Annotated in this window: 28 protein-coding genes; 9 read left to right on the top strand and 19 right to left on the bottom strand. The window is 46.4% G+C overall.

Annotated features, from left to right (window positions below):
- Positions 1 to 90 precede the first annotated feature (90 nt).
- From EXIG_RS14885 to EXIG_RS14880, 3 genes are all read right to left on the bottom strand, one after another.
- The gene (locus EXIG_RS14885) at positions 91 to 1,647 is read right to left on the bottom strand and encodes an ABC-F family ATP-binding cassette domain-containing protein (protein WP_012371786.1); all 1,557 of its coding nucleotides are present in this window, start codon (positions 1,645 to 1,647) and stop codon (positions 91 to 93) included.
- A 27-nt stretch (positions 1,648 to 1,674) separates the two neighbouring features.
- Positions 1,675 to 1,848 carry a hypothetical protein gene (locus EXIG_RS15985; RefSeq protein ID WP_012371785.1) on the bottom strand — a complete coding sequence of 58 codons (174 nt, stop codon included), beginning with the start codon at positions 1,846 to 1,848 and terminating at the stop codon, positions 1,675 to 1,677.
- Positions 1,849 to 1,934: 86 nt separating this feature from the next.
- On the bottom strand, positions 1,935 to 2,381 hold the full coding sequence (locus tag EXIG_RS14880; protein ID WP_012371784.1) for a hypothetical protein: 447 nt from the start codon (positions 2,379 to 2,381) through the stop codon (positions 1,935 to 1,937).
- 142 nt (positions 2,382 to 2,523) lie between these two features.
- Here EXIG_RS14880 and EXIG_RS14875 point away from each other — a divergent pair, with 142 nt between their 5' ends.
- The 4 genes from EXIG_RS14875 (at position 2,524) to EXIG_RS14860 (ending at position 6,440) form a co-directional block, all read left to right on the top strand.
- Positions 2,524 to 2,853 (top strand): hypothetical protein, encoded by a 330-nt coding sequence (locus EXIG_RS14875; RefSeq protein WP_012371783.1) that lies wholly within the window; start codon positions 2,524 to 2,526, stop codon positions 2,851 to 2,853.
- Positions 2,850 to 4,076 (top strand): glutathionylspermidine synthase family protein, encoded by a 1,227-nt coding sequence (locus EXIG_RS14870; protein WP_012371782.1) that lies wholly within the window; start codon positions 2,850 to 2,852, stop codon positions 4,074 to 4,076. The genes EXIG_RS14875 and EXIG_RS14870 overlap by 4 nt, the downstream gene beginning before the upstream one ends.
- A complete protein-coding gene (locus EXIG_RS14865; RefSeq protein ID WP_012371781.1) occupies positions 4,076 to 4,711 on the top strand; it encodes an NAD(P)H-binding protein in 636 nt (211 codons plus the stop codon). Before EXIG_RS14870 ends, EXIG_RS14865 begins: the two co-directional genes overlap by 1 nt.
- Positions 4,712 to 4,946: 235 nt before the next feature.
- A complete protein-coding gene (locus tag EXIG_RS14860) occupies positions 4,947 to 6,440 on the top strand; it encodes a peptide MFS transporter (RefSeq protein WP_012371780.1) in 1,494 nt (497 codons plus the stop codon).
- A gap of 233 nt (positions 6,441 to 6,673) precedes the next feature.
- On the opposite strand, the gene EXIG_RS14855 is transcribed toward EXIG_RS14860, so the two are convergent.
- Entirely contained in the window at positions 6,674 to 7,183 is a 510-nt protein-coding gene (locus EXIG_RS14855; protein ID WP_012371779.1) for a hypothetical protein, read from the bottom strand.
- A 63-nt stretch (positions 7,184 to 7,246) separates the two neighbouring features.
- Positions 7,247 to 8,518: a purine/pyrimidine permease gene (locus tag EXIG_RS14850; protein WP_012371778.1), complete on the bottom strand. Its 1,272-nt coding sequence runs from the start codon at positions 8,516 to 8,518 to the stop codon at positions 7,247 to 7,249.
- Positions 8,519 to 8,677: 159 nt separating this feature from the next.
- Between EXIG_RS14850 and EXIG_RS14845 the strand changes: the two genes are divergently transcribed.
- Positions 8,678 to 9,280, top strand: coding sequence for an alpha/beta hydrolase (locus EXIG_RS14845; RefSeq protein ID WP_012371777.1), 603 nt, complete (start codon positions 8,678 to 8,680; stop codon positions 9,278 to 9,280).
- A 178-nt stretch (positions 9,281 to 9,458) separates the two neighbouring features.
- On the opposite strand, the gene EXIG_RS14840 is transcribed toward EXIG_RS14845, so the two are convergent.
- From EXIG_RS14840 to EXIG_RS14820, 5 genes are all read right to left on the bottom strand, one after another.
- On the bottom strand, positions 9,459 to 10,394 hold the full coding sequence (locus EXIG_RS14840) for a carbohydrate kinase family protein (protein ID WP_012371776.1): 936 nt from the start codon (positions 10,392 to 10,394) through the stop codon (positions 9,459 to 9,461).
- Positions 10,391 to 11,233, bottom strand: coding sequence for a PRD domain-containing protein (locus tag EXIG_RS14835; protein WP_268741718.1), 843 nt, complete (start codon positions 11,231 to 11,233; stop codon positions 10,391 to 10,393). Before EXIG_RS14835 ends, EXIG_RS14840 begins: the two co-directional genes overlap by 4 nt.
- 108 nt (positions 11,234 to 11,341) lie before the next feature.
- Positions 11,342 to 12,754, bottom strand: coding sequence for a sucrose-specific PTS transporter subunit IIBC (locus tag EXIG_RS14830; RefSeq protein WP_012371774.1), 1,413 nt, complete (start codon positions 12,752 to 12,754; stop codon positions 11,342 to 11,344).
- 173 nt (positions 12,755 to 12,927) lie between these two features.
- Positions 12,928 to 13,731: an endonuclease/exonuclease/phosphatase family protein gene (locus EXIG_RS14825; RefSeq protein ID WP_012371773.1), complete on the bottom strand. Its 804-nt coding sequence runs from the start codon at positions 13,729 to 13,731 to the stop codon at positions 12,928 to 12,930.
- Between the two features lie 84 nt (positions 13,732 to 13,815).
- Positions 13,816 to 15,471: a PTS transporter subunit IIBC gene (locus EXIG_RS14820; protein WP_012371772.1), complete on the bottom strand. Its 1,656-nt coding sequence runs from the start codon at positions 15,469 to 15,471 to the stop codon at positions 13,816 to 13,818.
- A 253-nt stretch (positions 15,472 to 15,724) separates the two neighbouring features.
- Here EXIG_RS14820 and EXIG_RS14815 point away from each other — a divergent pair, with 253 nt between their 5' ends.
- A complete protein-coding gene (locus EXIG_RS14815) occupies positions 15,725 to 16,009 on the top strand; it encodes a helix-turn-helix domain-containing protein (protein ID WP_012371771.1) in 285 nt (94 codons plus the stop codon).
- A gap of 48 nt (positions 16,010 to 16,057) precedes the next feature.
- Here EXIG_RS14815 and queF read toward each other — a convergent pair whose 3' ends face one another.
- The 9 genes from queF to EXIG_RS14770 all read right to left on the bottom strand — a co-directional run bounded on the left by queF (position 16,058) and on the right by EXIG_RS14770 (position 22,216).
- On the bottom strand, positions 16,058 to 16,546 hold the full coding sequence (queF, locus tag EXIG_RS14810) for a preQ(1) synthase (RefSeq protein WP_012371770.1): 489 nt from the start codon (positions 16,544 to 16,546) through the stop codon (positions 16,058 to 16,060).
- A gap of 11 nt (positions 16,547 to 16,557) precedes the next feature.
- The gene (gene queE, locus EXIG_RS14805) at positions 16,558 to 17,274 is read right to left on the bottom strand and encodes a 7-carboxy-7-deazaguanine synthase QueE (RefSeq protein WP_012371769.1); all 717 of its coding nucleotides are present in this window, start codon (positions 17,272 to 17,274) and stop codon (positions 16,558 to 16,560) included.
- Positions 17,271 to 17,726 carry a 6-carboxytetrahydropterin synthase QueD gene (gene queD / locus EXIG_RS14800; protein WP_012371768.1) on the bottom strand — a complete coding sequence of 152 codons (456 nt, stop codon included), beginning with the start codon at positions 17,724 to 17,726 and terminating at the stop codon, positions 17,271 to 17,273. The genes queE and queD overlap by 4 nt, the downstream gene beginning before the upstream one ends.
- On the bottom strand, positions 17,723 to 18,379 hold the full coding sequence (queC, locus tag EXIG_RS14795) for a 7-cyano-7-deazaguanine synthase QueC (RefSeq protein WP_012371767.1): 657 nt from the start codon (positions 18,377 to 18,379) through the stop codon (positions 17,723 to 17,725). Before queC ends, queD begins: the two co-directional genes overlap by 4 nt.
- A 168-nt stretch (positions 18,380 to 18,547) precedes the next feature.
- The gene (gene bshB2 / locus EXIG_RS14790; RefSeq protein ID WP_012371766.1) at positions 18,548 to 19,204 is read right to left on the bottom strand and encodes a bacillithiol biosynthesis deacetylase BshB2; all 657 of its coding nucleotides are present in this window, start codon (positions 19,202 to 19,204) and stop codon (positions 18,548 to 18,550) included.
- The gene (locus tag EXIG_RS14785; RefSeq protein WP_012371765.1) at positions 19,204 to 19,569 is read right to left on the bottom strand and encodes a YojF family protein; all 366 of its coding nucleotides are present in this window, start codon (positions 19,567 to 19,569) and stop codon (positions 19,204 to 19,206) included. The genes bshB2 and EXIG_RS14785 overlap by 1 nt, the downstream gene beginning before the upstream one ends.
- A 61-nt stretch (positions 19,570 to 19,630) precedes the next feature.
- Positions 19,631 to 20,446 carry a bifunctional hydroxymethylpyrimidine kinase/phosphomethylpyrimidine kinase gene (locus EXIG_RS14780; protein ID WP_012371764.1) on the bottom strand — a complete coding sequence of 272 codons (816 nt, stop codon included), beginning with the start codon at positions 20,444 to 20,446 and terminating at the stop codon, positions 19,631 to 19,633.
- Positions 20,447 to 20,577: 131 nt separating this feature from the next.
- On the bottom strand, positions 20,578 to 21,582 hold the full coding sequence (locus EXIG_RS14775) for an inorganic phosphate transporter (RefSeq protein ID WP_012371763.1): 1,005 nt from the start codon (positions 21,580 to 21,582) through the stop codon (positions 20,578 to 20,580).
- 16 nt (positions 21,583 to 21,598) lie between these two features.
- Positions 21,599 to 22,216, bottom strand: coding sequence for a DUF47 domain-containing protein (locus EXIG_RS14770; protein ID WP_012371762.1), 618 nt, complete (start codon positions 22,214 to 22,216; stop codon positions 21,599 to 21,601).
- A gap of 341 nt (positions 22,217 to 22,557) precedes the next feature.
- Between EXIG_RS14770 and cbpA the strand changes: the two genes are divergently transcribed.
- The 3 genes from cbpA (at position 22,558) to EXIG_RS14755 (ending at position 24,772) form a co-directional block, all read left to right on the top strand.
- Positions 22,558 to 23,196 carry a cyclic di-AMP binding protein CbpA gene (cbpA, locus tag EXIG_RS14765; protein WP_012371761.1) on the top strand — a complete coding sequence of 213 codons (639 nt, stop codon included), beginning with the start codon at positions 22,558 to 22,560 and terminating at the stop codon, positions 23,194 to 23,196.
- A gap of 57 nt (positions 23,197 to 23,253) precedes the next feature.
- Positions 23,254 to 24,024: a pyrroline-5-carboxylate reductase family protein gene (locus tag EXIG_RS14760; RefSeq protein ID WP_012371760.1), complete on the top strand. Its 771-nt coding sequence runs from the start codon at positions 23,254 to 23,256 to the stop codon at positions 24,022 to 24,024.
- A 190-nt stretch (positions 24,025 to 24,214) separates the two neighbouring features.
- Positions 24,215 to 24,772, top strand: coding sequence for a TetR/AcrR family transcriptional regulator (locus tag EXIG_RS14755; RefSeq protein ID WP_012371759.1), 558 nt, complete (start codon positions 24,215 to 24,217; stop codon positions 24,770 to 24,772).
- Positions 24,773 to 24,788 lie beyond the last annotated feature (16 nt).

The following is a 24,788-nucleotide window of genomic DNA, read 5'->3' as shown; positions in this document are numbered from 1 at the left end:
GTCTATGAATTAAATGAGAACACAAAAAAAGACGGAACGCGGAACTCGATGCAAAATCGGGTTCCGTCTTCCGTCCAATCGTTTTTGCCTTTAGAATACTTTAGTCGTCCATGATTCACAATTCCATAAATCCGTTGCGACGGCTTCATAAAATTCAGGTTCATGTGAAATCAACAGAACGGTTCCCTTGTATTCCTGTAACGCACGTTTGAGTTCTTCTTTTGCTTCGACGTCCAAGTGGTTAGTCGGCTCATCGAGAACCAGAATGTTGGATTCCGTGTTCATCAATTTACAAAGGCGGACCTTCGCTTTTTCGCCACCACTGAGCACTTCGATTTTCGATTCGATGTGTTTCGTCATCAGACCACATTTCGCGAGCATGGCCCGGACCTGTTGCTGTGTCAGAGACGGGAATGTACCCCAGATCTCTTCGATACACGTATTCGAATTTTTTTCTTTAATTTCCTGTTCGAAGTAGCCGATGTGAAGATTTTCCCCGCGTTCGACTGTACCGGAAACCGAAGGAATCTCTCCGAGCAGACTTTTCAGCAAAGTCGACTTCCCGATACCGTTCGCTCCGTGCAACGCGATTTTTTGACCGCGCTCGATCATCAAATCAAGCGGACGGGAAAGCGGCTCATCGTATCCGATGACAAGTCCTTTTGCTTCGAACATCAACTTACTTGGTGTCCGGGCTGTCTGGAAATGAAACTCAGGTTTTGGACGTTCCTGCGCGAGTTCGATGACGTCCATCTTATCAAGCTTCTTCTGACGCGACATCGCCATGTTACGTGTCGAGACACGGGCCTTATTGCGGGCGACGAAATCTTTCAGCTCGGAAATTTCCTGCTGTTGACGTTTAAAGGCTGACTCATGTTGCTTCTTCTTCGCCTCATGGACAGTCAGGAAGTTGTCGTAATCACCGACGTAACGGTTAAGTCCTTGGTTCTCCATATGGTAGATCAAGTTGATGACACTGTTCAGGAATGGAATGTCGTGTGAAATCAAGATGAACGCATTTTCGTAATCATTAAGGTAACGTTTCAACCATTCGATATGTTGCACATCCAGGTAGTTGGTCGGCTCATCGAGTAAAAGGATATCCGGTTTTTCAAGCAACAGTTTGGCAAGCAGAATTTTTGTCCGCTGTCCGCCGCTGAGTTCCTGGACATCACGATCGAGACCGATCTCATCAAGACCTAGACCGCGTGCAATTTCTTCGACTTTCGCATCGATCGTATAAAAATCATTGTTCGTCAAGATGTCTTGCAAGACACCGACTTCTTCTAACATTTTTTCGAGTTCGTCTGGTTCGACTTCGCCCATTTTTGTATACAGATCATTGATTTCCTGTTCGATGTCGAACAGATATTGGAATGCTCCCTTTAAGGCATCACGAATCGTGAGTCCTTTGGAAAGAACAGCGTGCTGATCCAGATAGCCGACCCGAACGTGTTTTGCCCATTCGACTTTTCCTTCGTCTGGTTCAAGCTGCGAAGTAATGATGTTCATGAACGTCGATTTTCCTTCGCCGTTCGCTCCGACGAGACCGATGTGTTCCCCTTTTAACAGACGGAACGAGACATCTTCGAAAATCGCACGATCGCCAAAACCATGGCTTAAGTTTGATACCGTTAAAATACTCATAGTTACTCCCTTATTTCACGAATTCAATTAGACGCCTGTCCGTTTTTTCTGGTTGTTCGTTTTTTTCGTTTTTTGGCTTGTCATTTGTTTTGTTTCTGTTCCGCGCAAACCGGTCGGACGTTTTGTCTGTGATTGTTTTTTTGCTTTTAATTGTTCGATCATTGCTTCTTGAAGAGACAATTTTTTTGGTTGTTCGCTCATGTGTGTTCACCTCGATTAATTCGTTCTTATCCTCTAGTATGCCAAAAAAAACGTGTCTTGAAAACGAACTATACTTAATTCTTTCATTAAATGATTTCTTCACCTAAATAAATCACGTAACAGTTTCGGTCTAAATCGACTTCACAGCTGTCCCGCTCAAAGACCCCGTGATCCGGTACACTCAGTTTATCTTTGACCAAAAAGCGCATGGCCTGAATATGATTCGGGACTGTCACTGTCTTGATGACGGGATGTGAACCGCCTGCCTGGAAGCGCCGGAACTCGAGATGAATCTGGTGCGGCGGATAGACACGGTCCGCTGGATCACGGGGGGAAGCCTCGACATGATCGACAATCAACTGGTCATATTCCCCGTCCATTTCATTGGACCGCAACTCGTATAAGTGCCCTTCGATGAGATGGAATTCGCAGAGTTGATGCGCAATGATTTCTTCCGGATCAATGGCGAAACGGCTGTATTGATAAATGGATTTAAATTCATTTTGATCTTCGACATAATAGGCAAGTGACATTTGAATTCCTCCTCAAGTCTTCTTCGTTATTCTACTGGCATTAACGAAAAAAGTTCCGGAACGACTTAGAAACTTTTTTGCTGGAAAAAGCGTATACTTAGAATAACAAATTGTGATGAAAGGGGTATGCGATGTGAGTTGGATGAAACAGGCGACACTTGCAGCTACATTGTTGGTCGGAACGACGCTCAGCGGGTGTGGATCGGATAATGCAAAAGCGGAGCGTCCGGATGATCCGGATTGTGACGATTATGAATATGATAATGATGAAGGTGTTTGGTATTGCGATGATTCAAGCTCGACACACTCCGGGTTCTTTTACTGGGGAGGAAGTTATTTTGCTTCACGTGCCTTGATGCATAGTGCGATGCGGACGAAAGGGTATACACCCCGGTCAAAAGACGTCAAAAGTTATAACAGCAAGACAAAAGGATTTGGGACGGGATCATCGTCCGGCTTCTTCGGCGGATGAGGACACGGCAGGAACTCTACGGGGATATTGACGCTTTTTGGGATGTGCTCGACGGTGAAACGTATGCCTTGGCAGAAGTGATGCCTGTTCCGAAAGAAACGATCGAAGCCTTGCGCACGGCGGCTCGGGAAGCCTATACCATCTTTGAAAAAGTGATTCCGATTCTTTGGACAATGGATGACGACGGATTGATTGAACTCGGTTTTCCGAAAGCTGCCCTGTCCTTTTTACGGTTACAGACGATGCGGCCTTTATCGGTCATCAGCCGTTTTGATTTCATTGTCACAGGCAATCGGATATCGGTCATGGAATGGAATGCGGATACGCCGACGTTCATCAAGGAATGTTTTGAAGTCAACGACCGGATTGCACGGAAAGTGGGATTGGGATCGTACAATGACGGGCAGGCGAAACAGTTGGCGGACAGCGTTGATCGTGCGGTGAAGGCGGCAAGCCACCGGATCCATCACGAAAATCCGCATGTCGTGTTTACTTCACACGGAGACAACATCGAAGACCGGTGGACGACAGAGTATCTGCAACAATTTGTTGCCGGTGCTACATACTGTCCTCTTGACGAACTTGAGATACGGGCAGAAGATGGATTGTATGACCAGCAGGGACGACGAATCGATATTCTTTACAGGCAGACGTTTCCGATCGAGATGGCTTTACTCGACCGTGATGAAGACGGAACAGAGCTCGGACGTTTATTGCTTCAGCTCGTCGAGATGGGACTGCTTGAAATCATCAATCCACCATCGGCTTTCCTGATGCAGGCGAAGTCGGTCCTGGCATTGATTTGGCTCCTGCATGAAACCGATCATCCTTATTTGACCGGACACGATCATGAGGTCATTGCGGCATATTTCCTGCCGACCTATTTGAGTCCAGAGCCGTTTTTACGTCAGCACCAGGCTTTCGTCGAAAAACCGATCTTCGGACGGGAAGGGGATACCGTGACCGTCCGTCAAGGGGACGGGACGGTTCTGTTCAGTAACGAACAACGTTCATTCAGCAATCAGTCGGCCGTGTATCAACGGTATCAGGAATTACCGATGTGGTCATTAGAAGATGGAACAGAAGTCGCATACATGTTTGGCGTGTTTGTGCTTGGCGGGCGACCAAGTGCTGTCGGGGTGCGGGCAGGTGAACGGATCACGGGGAATCGATCTTATTTCTTACCGATCGGGCAACGTGAAAATCAAGAGGAGGATGGATGATGAAAGCAGCTATTTTAGGCGCGACCGGCTTAGTGGGGCAAGAACTGGTCGATCAACTATTGGCGCATGATGCGTATCAGGAAGTACATGTTCTCGTACGTCGTCCGATGAATCGATTTCATCAAAAACTCGAAGAATGGGTAATTGATTTTGATCATGTGACGGAAATCGAATTACCGGAAGTAGATCACGTCTACTGTGCGCTGGGGACGACGATTAAACAGGCCGGATCGCAAGAAGCGTTTCGTCTCGTGGATTACACGTATCCGATTGAAGTAGGGCGGGAATTGCTTGATCTGGGAGCCACTCGATTCGCCCTGATTTCAGCACTTGGTGCGCATCCGAATGCGAAAACATTTTATAACCGTGTCAAAGGCGATGCGGAAAACGGATTACGTGTGCTCGGCTATGATGCCTTGCTGATCTTCCGACCTTCATTGTTATTAGGAGATCGGGACGAATTCCGCTTCGGTGAACAGGCGGCGGCCCGGGTGTCGACCGTATTACGCCCCTTGTTGCGGCGCAGTCCGTATGCACCGATTGAAGCGGCAAAGGTCGCACAGGCAATGATTCATCATACCTTGCATGAACCGCCGGGCGTGACGATTGTGGAATCAAAAGAGATGCAGACCTGAGTGAACGGATTTTTCGTGTCACTCTTTTTTTGTGGGCGGAAATTAATATTTGACTCGTCAAATGATTTACGGTTGAATGATATAGTGCTGTCTCATATATAAAAAGAAGTGAGACAATTCAGTCAAAATGGTGCAAATCTTTTAATCGGTTAAGTGACGCTTATCATTTGGGGAAAGCGGGAAAAAGATTTTAGACCATGCACGAATTCAACGGTAGACGAAAGGAGCCTTCATTATGGCAGATTTTGATCGCGATCAGGTCTACAAGACTGTTCCGCAGAAAGGGTTCTTCGGAAACCCGAAAGGATTGTTCACGCTCTTCTTCACAGAGTTCTGGGAACGGTTCTCCTACTACGGGATGCGCGCCATCCTCATTTATTATATGTACTACTCTGTAAAAGATGGTGGTCTTGGAATCGACGAGAAAATGGCGTCTTCCATAATGGCGATCTACGGATCACTAGTTTACATGTCTGGTGTCATCGGCGGATGGATAGCAGACCGTTTGCTCGGAACATCACGGACCGTATTTTACGGCGGTGTATTGATTATGACCGGACATATTGTTCTGTCTTTACCAGCAGGTGCTACAGCACTGTTCTTCTCAATGGGCTTAATCGTAATTGGGACAGGGTTATTGAAACCAAACGTTTCGAATATTGTAGGTGATCTGTACAGTAAAACGGATAATCGACGTGATGCCGGTTTTAGTATTTTTTATACAGGAATCAATGCAGGTGCATTCTTATCTCCAATTATCGTAGACGGAGTACGTTTGCAGGCAGGTTTCCACGCTGGATTTGCTGTTGCGGCAGTAGGTATGTTTTTGGGATTAGTTGTTTTTGTATTGACGAAGAAAAAAAATCTCGGACAAGCTGGTCAGTATGTATTAAATCCGATGTCTAAAGAAGAAAGAGTACGTTTTTATAAAGTAGCTTCTTTTTCCTTAGTTGGTATTGTAGTTCTTGGCTGGATTGCTTCAACAATTGGTTGGTTGACAATCAATACGTTTTCGTTTATTGTAACGATTCTTGGAGTCATCATTCCGATCTTTTATTTCTATTTCATGTTGCGTAGTCCTAAAATTACCTCTGACGAAAAATCAAGATTGTATGCATACATTCCATTGTTTTTGGCGGCTGTTATTTTTTGGGCCATTCAAGAACAAGGAACGTATGTGTTATCTAAATTTGCCGATCAACGCACTGAGTTAAGTTTCTTCGGATATGAATTCAGTCCGGCACTTTTCCAATCGGTCAATCCGCTGTTTATTATTGCACTGGCACCAGTCTTTGCAAGTATATGGATTAAGCTTGGGGATCGTCAGCCGACAACGCTTCAAAAGTTTTCGTTTGGTTTAGTATTTGCCGGCTTATCCTTCATCGTCATGATGGTTCCAGGTCTATTGTTCGGAACGGAAGGGTTGGTCAGTCCCCTTTGGTTAGTATTTAGTTTTCTGTTAGTCGTGATTGGTGAACTTCTCCTTTCTCCGGTCGGTTTATCTGCGACGACAAAACTTGCTCCATCTGCATTTTCGGCACAGACCATGAGTTTATGGTTCATGACAAATGCTACTGGACAGGCTGTCAATGCCCAAATCGTTAAGTTTTATGATCGTGATACGGAAGTAATGTATTTTGGTATCACGGGCTTAGTTGCCGTTTTCTTCGGATTATTACTGCTTGTTTTTTCGAAAAAGCTCCAAGTACTTATGAAAGGAATCCGTTGATCCTATACTGATAAGGTATGGAAAACCGTCTGTTTTCATTATGAGAATCAATCGAACAAATAAAAAAAGTAGCGCTGTATAACGCCTACTATGACAGACAGTTGAAACAATCAAACTGTCTGTCATAGTAGGTATTTTTTATTTTTCGTGATGAATAGTTTACTTCCAAAATAGATAAAAAAACAACTCCATATTCATACTGGAGTTGTTTTATAAGTTTTCTGTGTAAACTGTTATTTCGTAATACTGATTTTACCTTCTACATTATATTTTTTCTTGATTTTAATTGTTTTTGTTTTGCCTGTTTTGCTACGATGACCATCTGTGGTAAACCATTGATTGTATTTCTGTGTATAGTTTTTGTACACAACACGCGTCTTAAAAGTACCTTTTTTACCTTTTGGAATGTATTCTTCAGACTTCACCGTTATAGTTTTATCTTTACCGAAGAACCCTTCTAAAGACCCCTTAATAGAACCCCTTGAAATTTCACCTGCTCCAGTAACACTCCAGCTAGTTTTTACTTTCTCGGATATACTCATTTTTTGTGGACCGTGCATTGTCTTGGATTCTGCTTTCCATGCACCATAACTTTTTGATTTATAAACAGGAGATGCTGCAGGAGTATAATAGAAATAAGTACCTTCATTTCCACTTAAGGCCTGGGTATCTTTAGGGCTTATTAGTGAAAGGGAAGTTGATAAAAGTAAAGTTGCACCTAAAATTTTTGTGAATTTCTTCATCATAAACCTCCAAATGTTTATTTCTAACTGTTTCAATATAACATTTAAGGGTTTTTTTTCAATTCAATCATTCGTCCGAATATGGCGTAAAGATTCTGCGAGCAGGGCGACGAGTGTTCCGAGTACGAGACCGTTCGACATCAATGTCGTGACGAGCGGAGGTAAATCGGAAGTGGCGCCTTTCGGAAGGAGCAGGGCACCGATTCCGACGAGAACCGGCAGTCCGACCGTAATCATCGCGGTCTGACGGTTCAACTCCCGCGAAGCTTCCGTCACACCGATGATGGCCATACCGGCAACGATCGGAGCGACCATCGCGTATCCGACAGCGACCGGGATCTTGGCAATCAGTCCGACGAACGGCGTGACCACGCTGAGGAACAGACAAACAACGTTAGCGATCGCAAAGGCTTTCCGGTCCGTATTATCCGTCGAGGCGATGAAACCGGCTGTCCCGGAAATCGCAACAGGACCGACTGTTCCGAACATTCCTGCGAAGATTTGTCCGATTCCGGCAGTCACACCGGCAGTCGCAACTTGTCCTTTGACCTTCTCTCCACGTTTTGCGCTGATGATTCGTTCAATGACTTTGATGTTCGCCAAGACGTTTGTCATCAGTAATAACGAGATGATAAGTGCTGTCGGAAGTAAACTCCAATCGAGCTGAATGCCACCGAACGGCATCAAATCAGGGAAGGTAAAGAATGGACCGTCAAACGCCGGCATCTCGGCACGCCCGATCAAAGCAAACATACTCCAACCGACGAGCAGGGTAATCAATAAAGCATACTGCCGTAACCGGTCGCTGCGTTCCAAGTAGAGTGAGATGATGACAGTTAAGACAGAAATGACGGCAGGAAGCACCTGAATCTTTCCATCTTCAATATTCAGCAGTCCTTTCATGACCGAACCGGATAATTGAGCCGATAACAGTAACATATAAACACCGATGACCTGTGGTGTGAACAAAGGAACGAGGCGGCGAAGTACCCCGGTCAGGGTCAAGATGATACAGATAATCCCGCTTAGGATCAGGAGAAAACCAAGAGACTGTAACGTATTGGAGTAACTGCCGTACAATGTGATCCCGATGGAAGAATAAAGCGCGAATACTCCCCACCAAATACCGGCAGGACCTTCCATGATCGGCAGACGATGACCGAATAAAACCTGAACCAGACTCAAAATCGCAAAAACAAATAAACAACGAGAGAGGAAAGCGAGGGTATCTGCACTTGATAGTTCAAATGAGGCGGCAATCGCGAGTGGTGGGGCAATGTTAGTACAGATAATAAACAAAAACCACTGAATCGTGGAAACAACAGTACGTGGCAAAACAAATGATTCCCCTTTCGAATAACGGATGCTTTTTTCATCTTAAACCAAATATTGAAAAAGAGATAGATATGCTTACATTAACTGAAAATTCTAAACAATGTTTTCATATGTGATTTAGCACATTATAATGGGTATCCTAAAAGAGGAGGGATGAACATGAAAAAATGGTTAAAACGCATCAGTGTCAGTTTGCTGATCATAGTTGGTATCTTAGTAGCGGCATTCATGATTTGGGCTCAGTTTGATTACATGCCGACAAAAGAAGCGCAGCAATACCTTGGTGAACCGGTCGGTCAAGGCTATCAATTCGGAGATGACACAAGTGAAACAGGGTTCATTTTTTATCAAGGTGCAAAAGTGGATCCTGCCGCGTACAGTTATCTCGGTCATCAATTAGCGAAAGAAGGATATTACGTAGCGCTTCCGAAATTACCTTTTAATATTGCGCTGCTTGACTCTAAAAAAGGATTATCGATCATCGAAGATCATCCGAAAATCAAACGTTGGTATTTGATCGGACATTCGTTAGGCGGAAGCGCAGCCTCAACGATTTTGGAAGACAGTCCGAAAATCAAAGGCATGATTTTTTTGGCTTCTTATCCGATTGATGCCATCAATACCCCATCGCTAACCGTTTACGGTGGACGGGATGGGGTGTTACCGGTCAAGGATATTGAGGACAGCAAACAGGATGTCCGCTCCGATGCGGTCTTTCATCTGATAAAAGAGGGGAACCATGCAAACTTCGGGATGTATTGAAAACAAAAAGGAGACAACAACAGTCCGTTGACGTCAAAAGCACAACAGGATGAAACGTTGAAGGTAATTCAGAAATTTGTATCTGGACAATAACAAAAGCCCGCTCTTCTGTCTGACCGGACAGGGGAGCGGGCTTGATGTTGTGTGAAATATCGTGTTTCCTCTGCTTGTATCACGGTTATGTTAATCTTCGGGAGACCTCGTCAAGCGTCGGTAAGGCGGCCATCGCGCCTTTCACCGAGGCAGCCAATCCGCCGGAAATCGCGGCAAATCGACCGATATCCTGTAATTCTGTTTCATCCCAGTCAAACGAAAACGAGCGGATCGCGCATTGATGCAAGAGACCGGACATGAAGGCGTCGCCTGCTCCCGTCGTATCGATTGCATCTACCGAAATCGCTTGGATTTCAGCCATCGAGCGGTCGGTATAAAGCAGAGAACCTTCTGCGCCACGTGTTACAGCGAGCAAACGGATCGGATATTCTGCGAGCAGCTCGGCAGCCCCTTCATCCAGATTCGTCTGTCCCGTTAAAAAGGTCAGTTCCTCCTCCGCCAATTTCACGATTTGAGCATCCGGTAAGACGGAACGAATCGTGGAACGGGCGGCGTCCAAGTCCGACCATAACGATTCACGTAAGTTTGGATCGTAAGAGATGGGCACATTATTCGACTTTGCGACTTCAATCGCCCGCCGTGTTGCTTCGACCGCATCTCCGGAAATCAAGGAAATCGATCCGATGTGCAAAAGATCCGCTTCTGCAAGGGAATCTGGAATGTCTTTTTCATGAAAACTCATATCCGCCCGGTAACTGTTGATGAATTCAAACGACCGTTCACCGTCGGCGGCATTCGTGACAAGGACAAGACCGGTTTTATGCTCTGGATCAAAGACGAGATGATCCGTCTTCACCCCGTAATGGTGGAGTGTATCTTTCAAAAAGTGTCCCATCGAATCATCACCGACGGAACCGAGGAAATAACTGTCGGCACCGAGCCGTGCTAATCCGACGGCGACATTGGCCGGAGCACCACCCGGATTTTTTTGGAATGTTACATTATCGGCATCGAGTGGAATTAAATCAATCAGTGCTTCACCAAGACTATAAATTTTCATGTTGATTTACTCCTTTCAAAATCTGGCCGGATCCGTTCTACATGAAGGGCCATATAGCCGACTTCGGATTGCGGCACAGTCGTCTGCAGTTCCTGTTCCAACCAAGCAGCCATATTTTCCGCACAGCGGAAAGCGTCCGTATACCGCGTTTTGACGGCAGACAAGATGACATTATCCATATCATGCAACGTTTGCCCTTGTTCGATCCGGGCTAAAACGAGTTTCATATGGGTGAAGAACCGGTAATAGGTCATCGACGTCGTTTCGATCGTCTGACCGAAAAAGGCTTCGATTTGTTCCCGCAACTCGTTTAGTAACGTCGCCGTTTGGAGGGCGGTTGCCATGTTGGGATGCCGTTGCCGCGCATTGTACAGGTGAAGGGCGATATTCGCAGCCTCTTCTTTTGGTAAGGAAACAGCTAACTTTTGTTCGATATGGGCGACGGCCCATTCGCCGATCTGATATTCGGCAGTATACAGCAATCGGATTTCTTCCGCCAACCGGTTGTGGACGACCAGTTGTTCCCGGGCCAGCCGGACGGCGTGGGCGAGGTGATCGGTCAGACTGACATGAATGTAGTCATGAAAAGGTGTTTTCAGTTCGCCTTCGGCATAAGAAATGATCTGTTCCGACAAATCGATGATATCGAGTGGTGTCGTCGTCAGGATTTCCTTGAACTGTTCAGCATTCTCAAAAGACGGGATGAACATTTTTTCGATTTTCGTCGGATCAACGGGATCCTTCTTTTTCTTGCCGAAAGCAATGCCCGGTCCCATGATGATCCGTTCCTGACCTTGTTCTTTTGTGACGATCGCGTTGTTATTGAGTACTTTATGAATGATCAGTCTGACTACCTCCTTTCTACTTCTATTATACGGGTTATCGGCAATCTAGGAAAACTGACAAATGCGACCCGAAGAGGATTCTCAAGGGGTCGCATTTTTTAATTAAGCAGCCAAATCCGTCTGTTTTTGTTTGCGTACATCGAGACGCATCAAGATGACGGTAGAAACGAAGGCTGTTGCGACAGCAATCGCAAAACCAACGAGGTAGTTGATTAAATTCGAAGCGCCAAGCGGTGCGACGATGGCGATCATCGGGATACCCGTCAATCCGTAAGCATTCGCTGCGACTTGCGTTAAGACGACGTATCCACCGCCGATTGCACCGCCGATTGCGCCACCGATAAACGGTTTACCGAGTCGGAGGTTGACCCCGTAGATGACCGGTTCCGTGATTCCGAGAAACGCCGAAAAAGCGGACGGAAGAGCGAGTGCTTTGAGTTTAACGTTTTTCGTCATGAAGTAAACCGCAAGGCCAGCTCCGCCTTGAGCGACGTTCGCCATCGACCAGATCGGGAGCAGGAAGTTTTTGCCGATACTCTTGTCGGCAAGGAGTCCTGCTTCAATCGCATGGAAACTGTGGTGCATCCCTGTAATGACGATCGTCGAGTACAGACCGCCGAACAGAAGGCCGGCGACGACCGAGAATTGCTCATAGAAGAAGACGAGAACAAACGAGATCCCTTTTCCGAGCAACGTTCCGATCGGGCCGATGACGATCAGGGCGAGGAATCCCGTTACGAGGATCGTTACGAACGGTGTGACGAGAAGATCGAGTGTTTCCGGTGTCCGTTTACGGACCTGCTGTTCGATTTTAGCCATGACCCAAACTGTCAGAAGGACCGGGAAAACTGTTCCTTGATAGCCGATCAATTCAATGTTCATGCCGAGGAAATGCATCACTTCCGGTTCGCTGTTTCCGAGTGTCCACGGATTCAACAACGACGGATGGGTCATGATGCCGCCGATGACGGCACCGAGATACGGATTCGCTCCGAATTCACGGGCCGCCGAGAAACCAATCAGAATCGGTAAGATGATGAAGGCAGAGGACGAGAACATATCGAGCAACTGAACGATGGCCGAGTCACCACTGACCCAACCGAAGGCTTTAATCATGCCGAGCAGTCCCATTAACAGACCGGCAGCGACGATGGCCGGAATCAACGGTACGAAGACGTTGGATAACGAGCGGGCGAGACGGGCAAACGGATTTAATTTTTGCGAAGCGGCTTTTTTGACATCAAGCGGTTCTTCACCGTCCAGTTTCACACCGGCAAGCGGGGCGAATTCAGCGAAGACTTTGTTGACTGTGCCTGTTCCGAAGATGATTTGGTATTGACCGGAACTTGAAAATGCACCGCTGACACCGTCTAAATCTTCGAGTGCAGCTTGATCGACTTTCGATTCATCGTGTAAGACAAGACGAAGGCGTGTCGCGCAATGGGCGGCGGTAATGATGTTTTCCCGACCTCCGACGAGTTCAAGGACACGGGCTGCAGTTTGTTTGTAATCCATCTTGAGTTCCTCCTTTAGGAAAGGCGTGCGGCAAACAAGGCACAAAAAAAGGCAAGACCGAACAGCATCTCCACGAACGAGATGCTGAATCGGTCTTGCCAGCCGTACTGTCACAATCCGCACTATTGACTTGTTGTTCTCATCATAAAAAGAAAAGAAAGCGTTGTCAACCGTTAAATGGGTTCTTTTTGAATCGAGATATCGACTTCGACTCCGAAGTGGTCCGAAACGACCGGTGCGAAAACACCGTCAAAGACGACTCCGACACGATCGACATCAATTTTTCGATTCGATAAGACCAAGTCGAGACGTAATCCTTTTTGATTTTCTTCCCAACCATCGATTTTTCCTTCGACCGTCTCGATGCCGACGGTTTCCTGCGCCAGCAAAAAGACATCATGAAGGCCGCGTTGCATCATATAGTCATAACCGGTCTCACGTTCCAATGCATCATTGTTGAAGTCTCCCATGAACATCGTCCATTCCAAAGGATCCATGCGGGCAATCAGATTGTTGAACTGTTCGCTGAACGGCTCATCCGCATCTTCCCACCAGCCGAGATGGCAGGAATTAAAGGTGATTGGTGTCCCGTCGAGGTCAATCGTCGCCCGGACGATTTTGCGGGACTTCCAGTCCATCGTATCCTGACTGCGGCTGATGTAATAACTGTCCGACTTTAAAATAGGATGTTTCGTCAAGAGGGCAAGACCTTCTTCATACGCATCATATCCGATATGCGAGAAGTCCCAGACAAACGAATAATCGAAACCTTGTTTAGCCAAAGCTTGTTGAATCAGATAGACAAAATTATCTTCACGGATGTTGTTATACAGAACAGGCGTGTCCATCAGTTGACTGACTTCCTGTAAGGCGATGACATCATAATCCTGTTGAATGATTTGCGTAACGATTTGATCAAGTTTCTCGAGTTGATCAGTTTCTTGCCAAGAGTGGCAGTTTAATGTGAGTAATCGCATGGGTTGATCCTCCTGTTTTTCAATAAAGAAAGGTGAAACTCAACAAGAGCTTCACCTTTTCTTATTTACCCTAAATCATCTGGTTTATGCGCCGATTCGATCTTGGATATCTGATTTTAAGACATCTGCTTTAGGACCGTAAATGGCTTGCACGCCATTATTTTTTAGGATTAATCCGAGTGCACCGTTGGATTTCCAATCCGATTCTGGGGCAACGAGGCTTGGATCTTTGACCGTGACACGTAACCGTGTCATGCAGGCATCGACTTCCTCGATGTTCGATTGACCGCCGAGTAATCCAATAATCCGTGATGCCTGTGATTGATCGGTTGTTGCAGCCGCTTCATTCGAAGCTTGAGCATTGTCCGAAACGACGACATCATCCAAGTAGTTTCCGTTACGGCCTGGTGTCGCATAGTTGAACTTTTTAATGACGAAACGGAATGTAAAGAAGTTCAAGAAGAAGAAGAAGACACAGACACCGATGAAGCGGATTAAATCACCAATCAGTCCTGCTTTGGCAATCAGCGGAATCCGTGTCAGCAATTCAATGGCGCCGAACGCATGAATCCGAAGATGCATGACGTCAGCCAAAGCAAAGGCGACACCTGTTAAGACGGCATAGATGACGTAAAGTACAGGTGCGATGAACATGAACATGAATTCGATCGGCTCTGTGACTCCTGTTAAGAAGACGGCAAGACCAGCAGATAAGAAGACCGGTTTGTACGCTTTCTTTTTGTCTTCGTCAACCGACATGTACATGGCAACCGCGACACCGATTAAAGAAGCAAGAGAAGTGACAACTTGTCCTTCTTTGAAACGTGCCGGGACGACATTGTTGATTAAATCGTTGTATCCTTGGGTATTACCTGCTTGTTTTAAGTTGACGAGATCGGTAATCCAAGCGAGCCATAACGGGTCTTGACCTGCGACGGTCGAACCTTGGGCCGCACCTGTTAAAATCTTATACGTTCCTCCGAGCTCCGTGTAGTTCATCGGAACCGTCAGCATGTGGTGAAGACCAAACGGTAAGAGCAGACGTTCCAGTGTTCCGTAGACAAACGGAGCAAGGATCGGTGCCGTATCGCGTGACGTCGCGATCCAGCGTCCGAAGTCATTGAGTAATCCTTGAACGAACGGCCAAACGAGTGATAAAACGAACGCGGCAACGACGGATCCACCGATGACGACGAATGGCACAAATCGTTTACCGTTGAAGAACGCAAGTGCATCAGGCAGCTTGCTGAAGTTATAAAATTTATTGAAGAGTACGGCTCCGAGGAAACCGGAAATAATTCCGACGAATACGCCCATGTTGAGTGCCGGAGCACCAAGGACAGAAGTGAAATAATCTTTCACGATTAAATCAGAACCAAGTAAAGATGTGACAGTTGCTTTTGGATCTGCCAGCATCGCCGAATTGACACCGAAGATGGCACCTGTAACGCGGTTGACCAAAATAAACGCAAGCAATGCGGCGAATGCGCCGCCGGCCCGTTCTTTTGCCCACGATCCACCGATCGCAACGGCGAACAGGACGTGGAGATTAGTAATGATGGCCCAACCTAAATCTTCAACGATTCTTGCAACCGTTTGCATAAATACGATGTCACCACCGTACATCCCAATCAACTTCCCGATCGAGATCATGATTCCGGCAGCTGGCATGACTGCGATGACTACCATTAACGCTTTTCCTAGCTTTTGCCAGAAATCAAATGAAATCTTGTTTTTCATGTGGTCTCACTCCTCTATGTATCTGTTATCTGTGTAATTAGTGCAAAAAATGTAAGCGATTAATGCAACCGCTTGCACCTAGAATTGTAAGCGATAACTTTTTAAAAAGCTAGTTCTTTTTTATGATTTTTTTGAAATTATATTTTAGATAATGAATATTATGAATAGAAGGAGTGTTGAAAAATGAAAATCGGGAATAAGTTAACAGGAATGAAAGCGGAGCGTCAGGTGCTTGGAAAAAGGAGACGAAATCATGAGTGAATCGATCAGTCCTCTGACAAACTATGGGGAACGAATTCGAACGTTACGGAACCGGCAAGGCATGGAGCTGGAACAGCTTGCTGAACTGACGGAAACGACACCGGAAATGATGAATCGGATTGAACGAAGCCTGGCTCATCCGTCCTTTTCGATGATTGAACGGATGGCAAGGGTTCTAGGTGTTCCGTACGAACATTTACTACGTGACATTTGGCCGGCGCAAATGATTTTTCAACAAGAAGAAGATCAAAAAATCATCGATTTACCATCCAGTTAACAACGGGAAAATCCTCTTTCACCGACAAGTGGAAGAGGATTTTTGGTATTACCGGTTATCGATTGTTTCTGGATATAAATCATGATTGAAGAGACGGTGTTCGGCCATCTGTTCATATTTCGTTCCCGGTTTACCGTAATTGTAGTACGGGTCGATCGAAATTCCGCCGCGTGGCGTGAATTTTCCCCATACTTCAAGGTAACGGGGTTCCATCAGTTTGACGAGATCTTTCCCGATGACATTGATACAGTTTTCATGGAAGTCACCGTGATTGCGGAAACTGAACAAGTAGAGTTTTAATGATTTGGATTCGACTAATTTTTCATCCGGGATATACGAGATATAGATCGTCGCAAAATCCGGTTGATTCGTAATCGGGCAAAGACTTGTAAATTCAGGGGCATTGAATTTAACAAAGTAATCATTTTCCGGATGACGGTTCGGGAAGGCTTCGAGCACTTCCGGTTGATATTCAAAAATATAAGGAACAGACTTTTGACCAAGTAAGGACAAATCGTTTAAATCTTCTGGACGCATAATTAATCTCCTTAAACGCCGCGGTCGTTTGCGAAAACGAGGGCATGTAGTTGTGGAAGGACACGTGCGTGATTAAATCGTTCGTCAGCTGCAACGCGTTCCCATAAAGTTTTTAAATCAGATAACATCCGCGGAGCAATCGTGCCTTCTTCCGCGGGATCCGGATTACCGAGTGACAGGTAAAGCGTTTTTAAGGCATACCGGTCAGAGATGGCAGCCGCAAAATCAAGATCGGCCTCATCAAAGATGACGATCTTCACAGCCCGTTGCTGCTCAGGTAATCGTTTGAAAAAGACATCAAGACGGTCGTAATCAACCGTCATACCACTCGACGGTGGTTTCGGACTGATGGTGACGTCTTCAATATCAAGAACCCAGTTCTGCCAGTAAGAACCTTGTGTTTCGACCGACATCGTGATGCCGCGGCTCTTCAGCGCATCGACGAGGGTTCCGATCGAGGCGTGCAACAATGGATTACCACCGGAAATCGTGACATGTCCGTATGAGCCAAGGGCATCGAGTTGTGCCAGGATTTCATCTGCTGTCAGTAAATCCGGCTTCTCCGATCCGTCCCAAGTAAATGCCGAGTCACACCAGGCGCAGGAATAATCGCAGCCGCCGGTCCGGACGAACATCGTTTTTTGACCGATTGAACGTCCTTCGCCTTGGAAGGTCGGACCGAAGATTTCAAGTACAGGAATCTTCGGTGTTTTCTTCAGTTGACTCATGACTCAAGCATCCATTCCCGGCGGACTTCTGCAAATGCCGTCGGTGTTTCATACAGTTTGACGAACTCGACACGGAGACCCCGTTCGTCCGGCAGGTGTTTGCCGAGTGTCTCAAAAATCCAGGCCGACATGTTTTCAGCCGTTGTATTCATGTAGGGAAGAGACTCGTTCAAGTACCGGTGGTCGAGCAACGGTTCGAGATGCTCTTTGAAAATTTTCTTCAAATCACCAAAGTCGAGTGTCATTCCGCGATGATCAAGGAATCCGCTGATGCCGAGATCCACGTGATACGTATGCCCGTGCAGAGCACGGCATTTGCCGTCATAGTCATACAGGTGATGCGCTGCGTCAAACGTCAATTTTTTAACGATCATGACACGTGATTTTGTATAAATAAGCGAGTCACCGGTCGGGCGCTCGACAGTTTCGGGTGCTTCATAATTGAATTTCATGTGTGTTGGACCTCCTCGATGTAGGCATCTAAGCCTTTTTTCCGTAATTCACAAGCCGGGCAATCGCCGCAGCCGTCTCCGATGATGCCGTTGTAGCACGTCAATGTCCGCTTGCGGACAAAATCAAACGCGCCGAGCGAATCAGCCAGTGCCCATGTCTCTTTTTTATCGAGCCACATAAGCGGAGTATGAATCACGAATGGATAGTCCATCGCGAGGTTAAGTGTCACATTCAGTGACTTGATGAAGGAATCACGGCAATCGGGATAACCGGAAAAGTCTGTTTCGCATACGCCGGTAATGATATGGCGGATACCGCGTCCTTTCGCGAGGACGGCTGCGAAGGACAGGAACAGATGATTTCGGCCGTCTACAAAGGTAGAAGGAAGTCCGTCTTCGTTTGTCGTGATCGATTGTGAGTGGTCAGTCAGAGAGTTGCTTGTCAATTGACTGAGGAGTGAGAGATCGAGTTCGTGATGCTTCACACCGAGTTCAGATGTGATTTCGCGAGCGACATCGAGTTCTGCGGCATGACGTTGTCCGTAGTTGAAGGTAACGACTTCAACTTCTGAATAGTCGGCGAGTGCCTGAAACAGGCAGGTCGTCGAATCTTGACCGCCACTGAAGACGACAAGAGCACGTTCATTTTTCATTGGATACACTTCCATTCCTAGTTTTTGTGACGGAGGAGGTTACGAACTCCGGAGACACAGTCTCAACTATTCACACTAGCAGAAGGTGGCTGAAAAGTCGACTGACAATCAAGGATTTCACGAGACAAAAAACACCCTTGAACGACAGTGCGCTCAAGGGTGAAAAAATCATAACGGATAATGATAATACCGCTCTTTGACGAGCAGATCACGGATATTCGAGTCTTCTGAGATGACTTTCATCAGGCCGCCGGTTTGGGAAGCATGTGCCTGAAGGGCAGCGATTTTTTGATCGGTATAAGCGCTGACATCATGAACAAACGTTCCTTCACCGAGTTCGTCACGCGTATTGTTAGCGAAAGCGACGGCTAAAAATTCAGGCCGCTCGTTTTCGTCCATCGCGCGAAGTGCCCGGACGACGGCACGGGCTGTTGCTTCGTGATCCGGATGGACGGCGTAACCGGGATAAAACGAAATCACACGTGTCGGTTGTGTTTTCGCAATCAATTCGCCGATCCGCTCAGCAAGCATCGCTTCGTCTTCGAATTCGACCGTCTTGTCGCGAAGTCCCCACATTTGTAAGTCGGAGATCTTCATCTTTTCCGAAGCGGCAATCAGTTCACGTTTGCGGATCGTCGCGAGCTCTTCACGATTCGTAAAGACAGGACGTCCCATATTGCGTCCCATTTCACCGAGTGTCAGGCAGGCATACGTGACAGGTCCGCGATTCTCTGCATGTTCAATAATCGTTCCAGCCGAGCTGAATGCTTCATCGTCCGGGTGAGGGAAGATGACGAGAAGATGATCTTGTTCGTTGTACGCCATTATTCTACCTCCTCTGCGCCTTGCGCGAATGGAGTCGGACTGAGTTCGAAGGCAATCGCAAGGCGTCCTTCAACGTCGTGTCCGGCAATCAACAGTTGATCACCTGCAAATTCATAATCAGTTAATCCTTCACCATACAACCAGCCGTGGGCCAGTTTCAGACCAATCCGGTAAGGACCGTTTCCGGTGATCAGTCCACGTTCATACGTAATCTCGGCATTACGGAAAAACATACCGGCACTGTGGAATGTCGGATCCTGGTGTGTCGCATATGCCCCGTTCGTCGTTTCGACGTGTACGTAAAGTGGTGTATTGGCATGCTTATCGATATAGTCTTGTACAGCAGTTAAATCCAGTGCTTGCATGATAAATCCCCTTTCCTATACAGAAAGAAGTCCGCGAGCATTGCGCGGACTTCCTGAACGATCAAGACGTTACTGTTCGATGAGCAGCGTGGTCAGTCGGGCCGACATATTCATTCAACCGGAATGAATGACGAATCGCAGAAGTGATAAACGATTTCGCTGTACGGACCGCTTGTTCCACGGAAGCTCCTTTTGCGAGTTCAGCTGTGATGGCGGCAGAGTAGGTGCATCCTGCTCCGTGCGTATACGGTGTCTCAATACGTTCGTCCTCAATTAGGATAAACTCTTTTCCGTCATAAAGCACGTCAACTGCTTGCGGGTGGTCGATCTTGCTGCCGCCTTTAACAAGGACGTATTGCGCGCCTTTTTCATGAATCCGGGCAGCTGCGAGCTTCATTTCATCGATTGTCGAAGGGGTTTTTCCAAGCCCCGATAATTGACCTGCTTCAAAGACGTTAGGAGTCACGACTGTTGCGAGCGGTGTCAGGATATCACGTAAAGCGTTCGCCGTATCCGGATTCAGGACCTCATCTTCGCCTTTACATACCATGACCGGATCGATGACGACATTTTTGACACCAGATGACTTGATTTTTTCAGCAACGACTTCAATGATTTCGACAGTCGGGAGCATACCCGTCTTCATCGCATCTACACCAATTCCTCCAAGGACCGTATGGATTTGTGTCCGGACGAGTTCGGCATCGATTGGATAAACCGCATGGTGCCAAGAATGATCAGGATCTTGAGCAACGATGACCGTCAATGCGTTCATCCCGTAGACTTCAAGTTCCTGGAACGTCTTCAAATCAGCTTGAATACCAGCGCCGCCACTCGTGTCAGAGCCGGCAATCGTTAAAGCTTTACGTTTTGTCATGTGGAATTCCTCCTAAATAAAATAAGCATATCTTCTTGCCATCAATCATAGCGAATTCTAGTCCAAGCGACAACTGCAGGGGCTTAATCAAGACAGAAAATCCCCACCTAGCTGACTAGATGGGGAATGAATCATTTAATGAATAAGAAATCGAGAATGTAGTAGATGAGCGCCGCCACTGCCATTGAAATCGGCAATGTGATGACCCATGTAATCACCATTCGTTGTGCTGTTCCCCATTTAACGCCTTTTTTCCGGTGTGATGTACCTACACCGAGAATGGCAGAAGAGATGACGTGTGTCGTTGAAACCGGTAAGTGGATTGCTGTCGCACCAAAGATGATGGCAGCAGACGTCAAGTCAGCCGCAACCCCGTTGACGGGACGGATTTTCATGATTTGTCCACCAACCGTCTTGATGATCCGCCATCCACCGACGGATGTTCCGAGACCCATGGCAATCGCACACGATAATTTAACCCAAAGTGCGACTTCGTGATCGGTTTGGAAACCGGACGAGATGAGGGCAAGTGTGATGATACCCATCGCTTTTTGCGCATCGTTCGTCCCGTGTGTATACGATTGAAGCGCAGCTGTTGCGATTTGCATATGACGGAAACGACGATTCGTCTTCGCCAAATTCCCTTTTTTGAATACAACTTTGAAAATACCATAAACGATAAAACCAAGCGTAAAGGCAAGAATCGGTGAAATGATCAGAGCCTGAACGATTTTTAAAATCCCTTTAGCTTCAATTCCGCCAAAACCGACGGATGCAACGGCTGCACCGGCGATTGAACCGATCAACGTATGCGAAGAACTAGACGGAATACCGAAATACCACGTCAAGAGGTTCCAGGCAATAGCAGAGAGTAAAGCAGCAATGACGACATAACTTCCGTGCTGTAGCGTCGACGGATCGACGATATCGCTGGAAATTGTTTTAGCAACGCCAGTAAACGTGATTGCACCTAAAAAATTCATCGTCGCCGCAAGAATGATAGCGTGACGCGGTTTCAAAGCACGAGTCGACACCGAAGTCGCAATCGAGTTCGCTGTATCGTGGAAACCGTTAATGAAGTCGAAGCTAAGTGCGAGAATGACGATTATGGCGGTGATGATAAACAGACTATCCATCTCGTTAGCTCCTCACTTATGCATTTTTCATGATGATCGTTTCAATGACGTTTGCTGCATCTTGGCAGTAATCGGCGATTGATTCGAGCGACTCATAAATTTCTTTGTATTGAATGATTTTGATTGGATCTGTTTCTGTTGCGAACAATGCTTTGATTGATTTACGACGCAAGTTGTCACAGATTGTTTCTTGTTCTTTTACTTTGATGACGTGTTCGCGCATCGGCTGAAGTTTGCGTGCGACTAACAAATCCATTGATAAAGCGAGCTCATTAACGGCAATGTGGATCTCATCCACAAAACGGATCATATGCTCGTCTGCTTGGACGATGTTGTAAATTTCAAAAATAGCAGAACATTCTTCAAAACCGTCAAGGACGTCGTCAAGTGAATTAGCAAGTGCTAATAAATCTTCACGGTCGATCGGTGTGATGAACGCGTTGTTCAAATCGATGATCAATTGGTGCATCAGATCGTCACCGGCTGTTTCAAAATCTTTTACTTTATGGGCGAATTCTTTGACATCGGCAATACCATTAATTTTAAAATCAACGAAAAATTGTGACGTTCGTTGCAAGTGTCCTGCAATCTCAGATAATTTAACCGCGAATGGATCTTGTTTTTTACTGAACATTTCTTCTGCCTCCATATTAAGAACAAGAATAGAATAGTGAAGTGACTTCACGAGTTCGATTGTATCAGACGCTATTGTAAAAGAATACAACTATGTCCCGTCTTTACGAAATCTTAATAAATCTTAATACTAATGGGATTGCTGATTTAACAAAGAATTAAAAATTGAAACAATAAGATGGATTCGCTTATTAATCTTGGGGAAACTTGTGTTTTCCGTTGCCCTTTGTAAGGGAATAGAAGAAAAGCAGGAGAAGGAAGAGCGGAAGCGAATAAGAAATTAAGTTAGAGCGCCATGTAAATCAGGTATAATCATGTAAAGGAAAGAGGAGGACGTTTTGTATGCTCGTTCAAAGTTTGTGTATTCCGAAACACCAGTGTGTCAAGATTTCAGAGACGGCTACCCTGCGAGAAGCGTTACAGACGCTGGAAGAGACAGGATACCGCTGTGTCCCGGTTCTTGATCAAACCGGTCAGTTGTTCAAAGGAAACATCTATAAAATGCATATTTACCGTCACGGAATGAACGGCGGAAGTTTAGACGACAACGTTATGACACTGATCAAAAACACGACGAAGTTCATCTACACAGGCAGTAACTTCTTTGAAGTCTTTTTCTCCATCAAAGAATTGCCTTACATTGCTGTTCTGAACGATGATGGACAATTTTTCGGGATTTTACCCCACGGAAAAATGCTGGGTATGCTCGAAGAAGCGTGGAACCGTGATTCAGGCAGTTATGTCCTGACGGTTGCCCTCAGTGAACAAAAAGGGGCGCTTGAAAAGATCGCGAAAATCATTAACAAATACTCAACGGTTGCGAGTCTGATGACATTGGATGCAAAAAGCAGTGTCATGCGCCGTGTCTTGATCACATTACCAACGGATTGTGATGAGAAGACGAAAAAGAAAATCGTCAAGAAATTAAACGAAAAAGGACTCCGCGTCGTTGCTGTCGAGGACTTGGCAGTTCGTGTATAATGACTAGGAAATCCGAAGGACCAGCAATTGGTCCTTTTTTTGTTGGGAGGCAATGAAATGAATATTTTAATGGTAGGGGCAGGTTCGATGAGTGAGTCGTTAGTCAAAGGCTGGCTGGATTCCGGGATATCTCCTCAAATGATTACGATGACCAATCGAGCGGACCGGTCGCGTCTGTTTGCTCTGGCGGAGCAGTACGGTGTCCGGACGACGGCTGAGGAACAGGTGGATCAATTTGATGTCGTCGTTTTGGCAATGCAGCCGGACGGAGTGCTCGACTACATCAAACAGCAGACTTGGAGGACGGATCAATTGGTCGTGTCCGTCGCCGCGCACATTACACCGGCAGAAATCGAAGCACATATTTCATGTGGTGCCGTCTGCGCGATGCCGAATACACCCGTCGCATTTCGGACAGGGATGACCGGACTTTGGTTTGGTGACCTTGTATCGGACGAGAAAAGACAACAGGCGACGGCATTATTTGGACGCGTGGGTGAGACGGTCGAAACGAATGCGGCGACGATGCCGTATCTGATGGCAGCAGCAGGGTGCAGTCCCGCATTTTTCTATGAAATCGTCGGCGCGATGACACCTGTGTTGACGAAAGCCGGTTTCGATGCTTCTTCTGCCCGGAGAATCATTGCCCAGGCGATGAAAGGATCAGCGGAACTGCTGTTGCATGAAGAACGTCCGACAGAAGAACTGATCAAGGATGTGGCAGCACCGGGTGGCCCGACGGATCGTGGAGTCCGTGTGTTGCGTGAACATGACTTGGCACAAGCGATGTATGAGGCTTTGATGGAGAGCGCTCGCGAAAAAAATTAAAAAATCATCCGAAACGCCCGCCGCTTCTTGATTAAAAGAGAAACGGCGGGCGCTTTTAAATAGAGTTGCTTCGAGTGAAATAAAGCGTTTCACGTGAAACATGGATTTAATCTTGCAAAGCGTAACAGAACTTCGTATATTTAAAAAAGAAACCGTCCAGACGGTACAGTAAAATGAAGGGAGAAAGGTTATGGTCAGTACAAAAGCGTTGGAAACACGACGTCGGATTACGGATGCGACCGTTCAAGTCATGCTGACCCAAGGATTTCCGCAACTGACACTTGAAGAAGTGGCGAAACAGGCGAATGTCTCGAAAGGCGGGCTATTGTATCATTTTTCTTCAAAAGAAGAATTGTTGATGGGTGTGATCGAAGAACAGGAACGGCGTCAGTTCCAGCAGTATCAGACGTATCTCGGACAAGGGTTTGGTCCGATGGAAGCTTTCGTCATGCTGCAGGCACAGCGAGATGAAGAGTTTTGTCTCGATATTGACACGGTATTGTTTTTATTGTCCCTGTTAAAGGAAAATGCCGCTTTCGTGGAAGAACGAAAAAAGCAGGTCCATCAATTTTTTGATCACTTGATGGAACAGGCAGATCCTGTCGAAGCGATGATGATCCGTTTTACACTGGACGGATTGAAGATGTCGGAACATTTTCAGTTTGGTCAGCCCGCATCTGACGTACGGCAAGCCTTGATTGAACGTTTATTAAAACAAGCACGTAAGATTGATCAAGCAGCGAAGTAACAAGATGGAATTGAAA

This window comes from Exiguobacterium artemiae 255-15, assembly GCF_000019905.1.
GTDB lineage: Bacteria > Bacillota > Bacilli > Exiguobacteriales > Exiguobacteriaceae > Exiguobacterium_A > Exiguobacterium_A artemiae.
This window is presented reverse-complemented; position numbering and strand designations above follow the sequence as displayed.

Coding starts and splice junctions, on each gene's coding strand:
- EXIG_RS14825 (WP_012371773.1), bottom strand. CDS start 13,731: ATGCGATTACTCACATTAAACTGCCACTCTTGGCAAGAAACTGATCAA.
- EXIG_RS14760 (WP_012371760.1), top strand. CDS start 23,254: ATGAATATTTTAATGGTAGGGGCAGGTTCGATGAGTGAGTCGTTAGTC.
- queF (WP_012371770.1), bottom strand. CDS start 16,546: ATGCGTCCAGAAGATTTAAACGATTTGTCCTTACTTGGTCAAAAGTCT.
- EXIG_RS14775 (WP_012371763.1), bottom strand. CDS start 21,582: ATGGATAGTCTGTTTATCATCACCGCCATAATCGTCATTCTCGCACTT.
- EXIG_RS14820 (WP_012371772.1), bottom strand. CDS start 15,471: ATGAAAAACAAGATTTCATTTGATTTCTGGCAAAAGCTAGGAAAAGCG.
- EXIG_RS14855 (WP_012371779.1), bottom strand. CDS start 7,183: ATGAAGAAATTCACAAAAATTTTAGGTGCAACTTTACTTTTATCAACT.
- EXIG_RS14845 (WP_012371777.1), top strand. CDS start 8,678: ATGAAAAAATGGTTAAAACGCATCAGTGTCAGTTTGCTGATCATAGTT.
- queC (WP_012371767.1), bottom strand. CDS start 18,379: ATGAAAAATGAACGTGCTCTTGTCGTCTTCAGTGGCGGTCAAGATTCG.
- EXIG_RS14880 (WP_012371784.1), bottom strand. CDS start 2,381: ATGTCACTTGCCTATTATGTCGAAGATCAAAATGAATTTAAATCCATT.
- EXIG_RS14860 (WP_012371780.1), top strand. CDS start 4,947: ATGGCAGATTTTGATCGCGATCAGGTCTACAAGACTGTTCCGCAGAAA.
- cbpA (WP_012371761.1), top strand. CDS start 22,558: ATGCTCGTTCAAAGTTTGTGTATTCCGAAACACCAGTGTGTCAAGATT.
- queD (WP_012371768.1), bottom strand. CDS start 17,726: ATGAAATTCAATTATGAAGCACCCGAAACTGTCGAGCGCCCGACCGGT.
- EXIG_RS14755 (WP_012371759.1), top strand. CDS start 24,215: ATGGTCAGTACAAAAGCGTTGGAAACACGACGTCGGATTACGGATGCG.
- EXIG_RS14830 (WP_012371774.1), bottom strand. CDS start 12,754: ATGGATTACAAACAAACTGCAGCCCGTGTCCTTGAACTCGTCGGAGGT.
- bshB2 (WP_012371766.1), bottom strand. CDS start 19,204: ATGGCGTACAACGAACAAGATCATCTTCTCGTCATCTTCCCTCACCCG.
- EXIG_RS14785 (WP_012371765.1), bottom strand. CDS start 19,569: ATGCAAGCACTGGATTTAACTGCTGTACAAGACTATATCGATAAGCAT.
- EXIG_RS14840 (WP_012371776.1), bottom strand. CDS start 10,394: ATGAAAATTTATAGTCTTGGTGAAGCACTGATTGATTTAATTCCACTC.
- EXIG_RS14815 (WP_012371771.1), top strand. CDS start 15,725: ATGAGTGAATCGATCAGTCCTCTGACAAACTATGGGGAACGAATTCGA.
- EXIG_RS15985 (WP_012371785.1), bottom strand. CDS start 1,848: ATGAGCGAACAACCAAAAAAATTGTCTCTTCAAGAAGCAATGATCGAA.
- queE (WP_012371769.1), bottom strand. CDS start 17,274: ATGAGTCAACTGAAGAAAACACCGAAGATTCCTGTACTTGAAATCTTC.
- EXIG_RS14865 (WP_012371781.1), top strand. CDS start 4,076: ATGAAAGCAGCTATTTTAGGCGCGACCGGCTTAGTGGGGCAAGAACTG.
- EXIG_RS14770 (WP_012371762.1), bottom strand. CDS start 22,216: ATGTTCAGTAAAAAACAAGATCCATTCGCGGTTAAATTATCTGAGATT.
- EXIG_RS14870 (WP_012371782.1), top strand. CDS start 2,850: ATGAGGACACGGCAGGAACTCTACGGGGATATTGACGCTTTTTGGGAT.
- EXIG_RS14780 (WP_012371764.1), bottom strand. CDS start 20,446: ATGACAAAACGTAAAGCTTTAACGATTGCCGGCTCTGACACGAGTGGC.
- EXIG_RS14885 (WP_012371786.1), bottom strand. CDS start 1,647: ATGAGTATTTTAACGGTATCAAACTTAAGCCATGGTTTTGGCGATCGT.
- EXIG_RS14875 (WP_012371783.1), top strand. CDS start 2,524: ATGAAACAGGCGACACTTGCAGCTACATTGTTGGTCGGAACGACGCTC.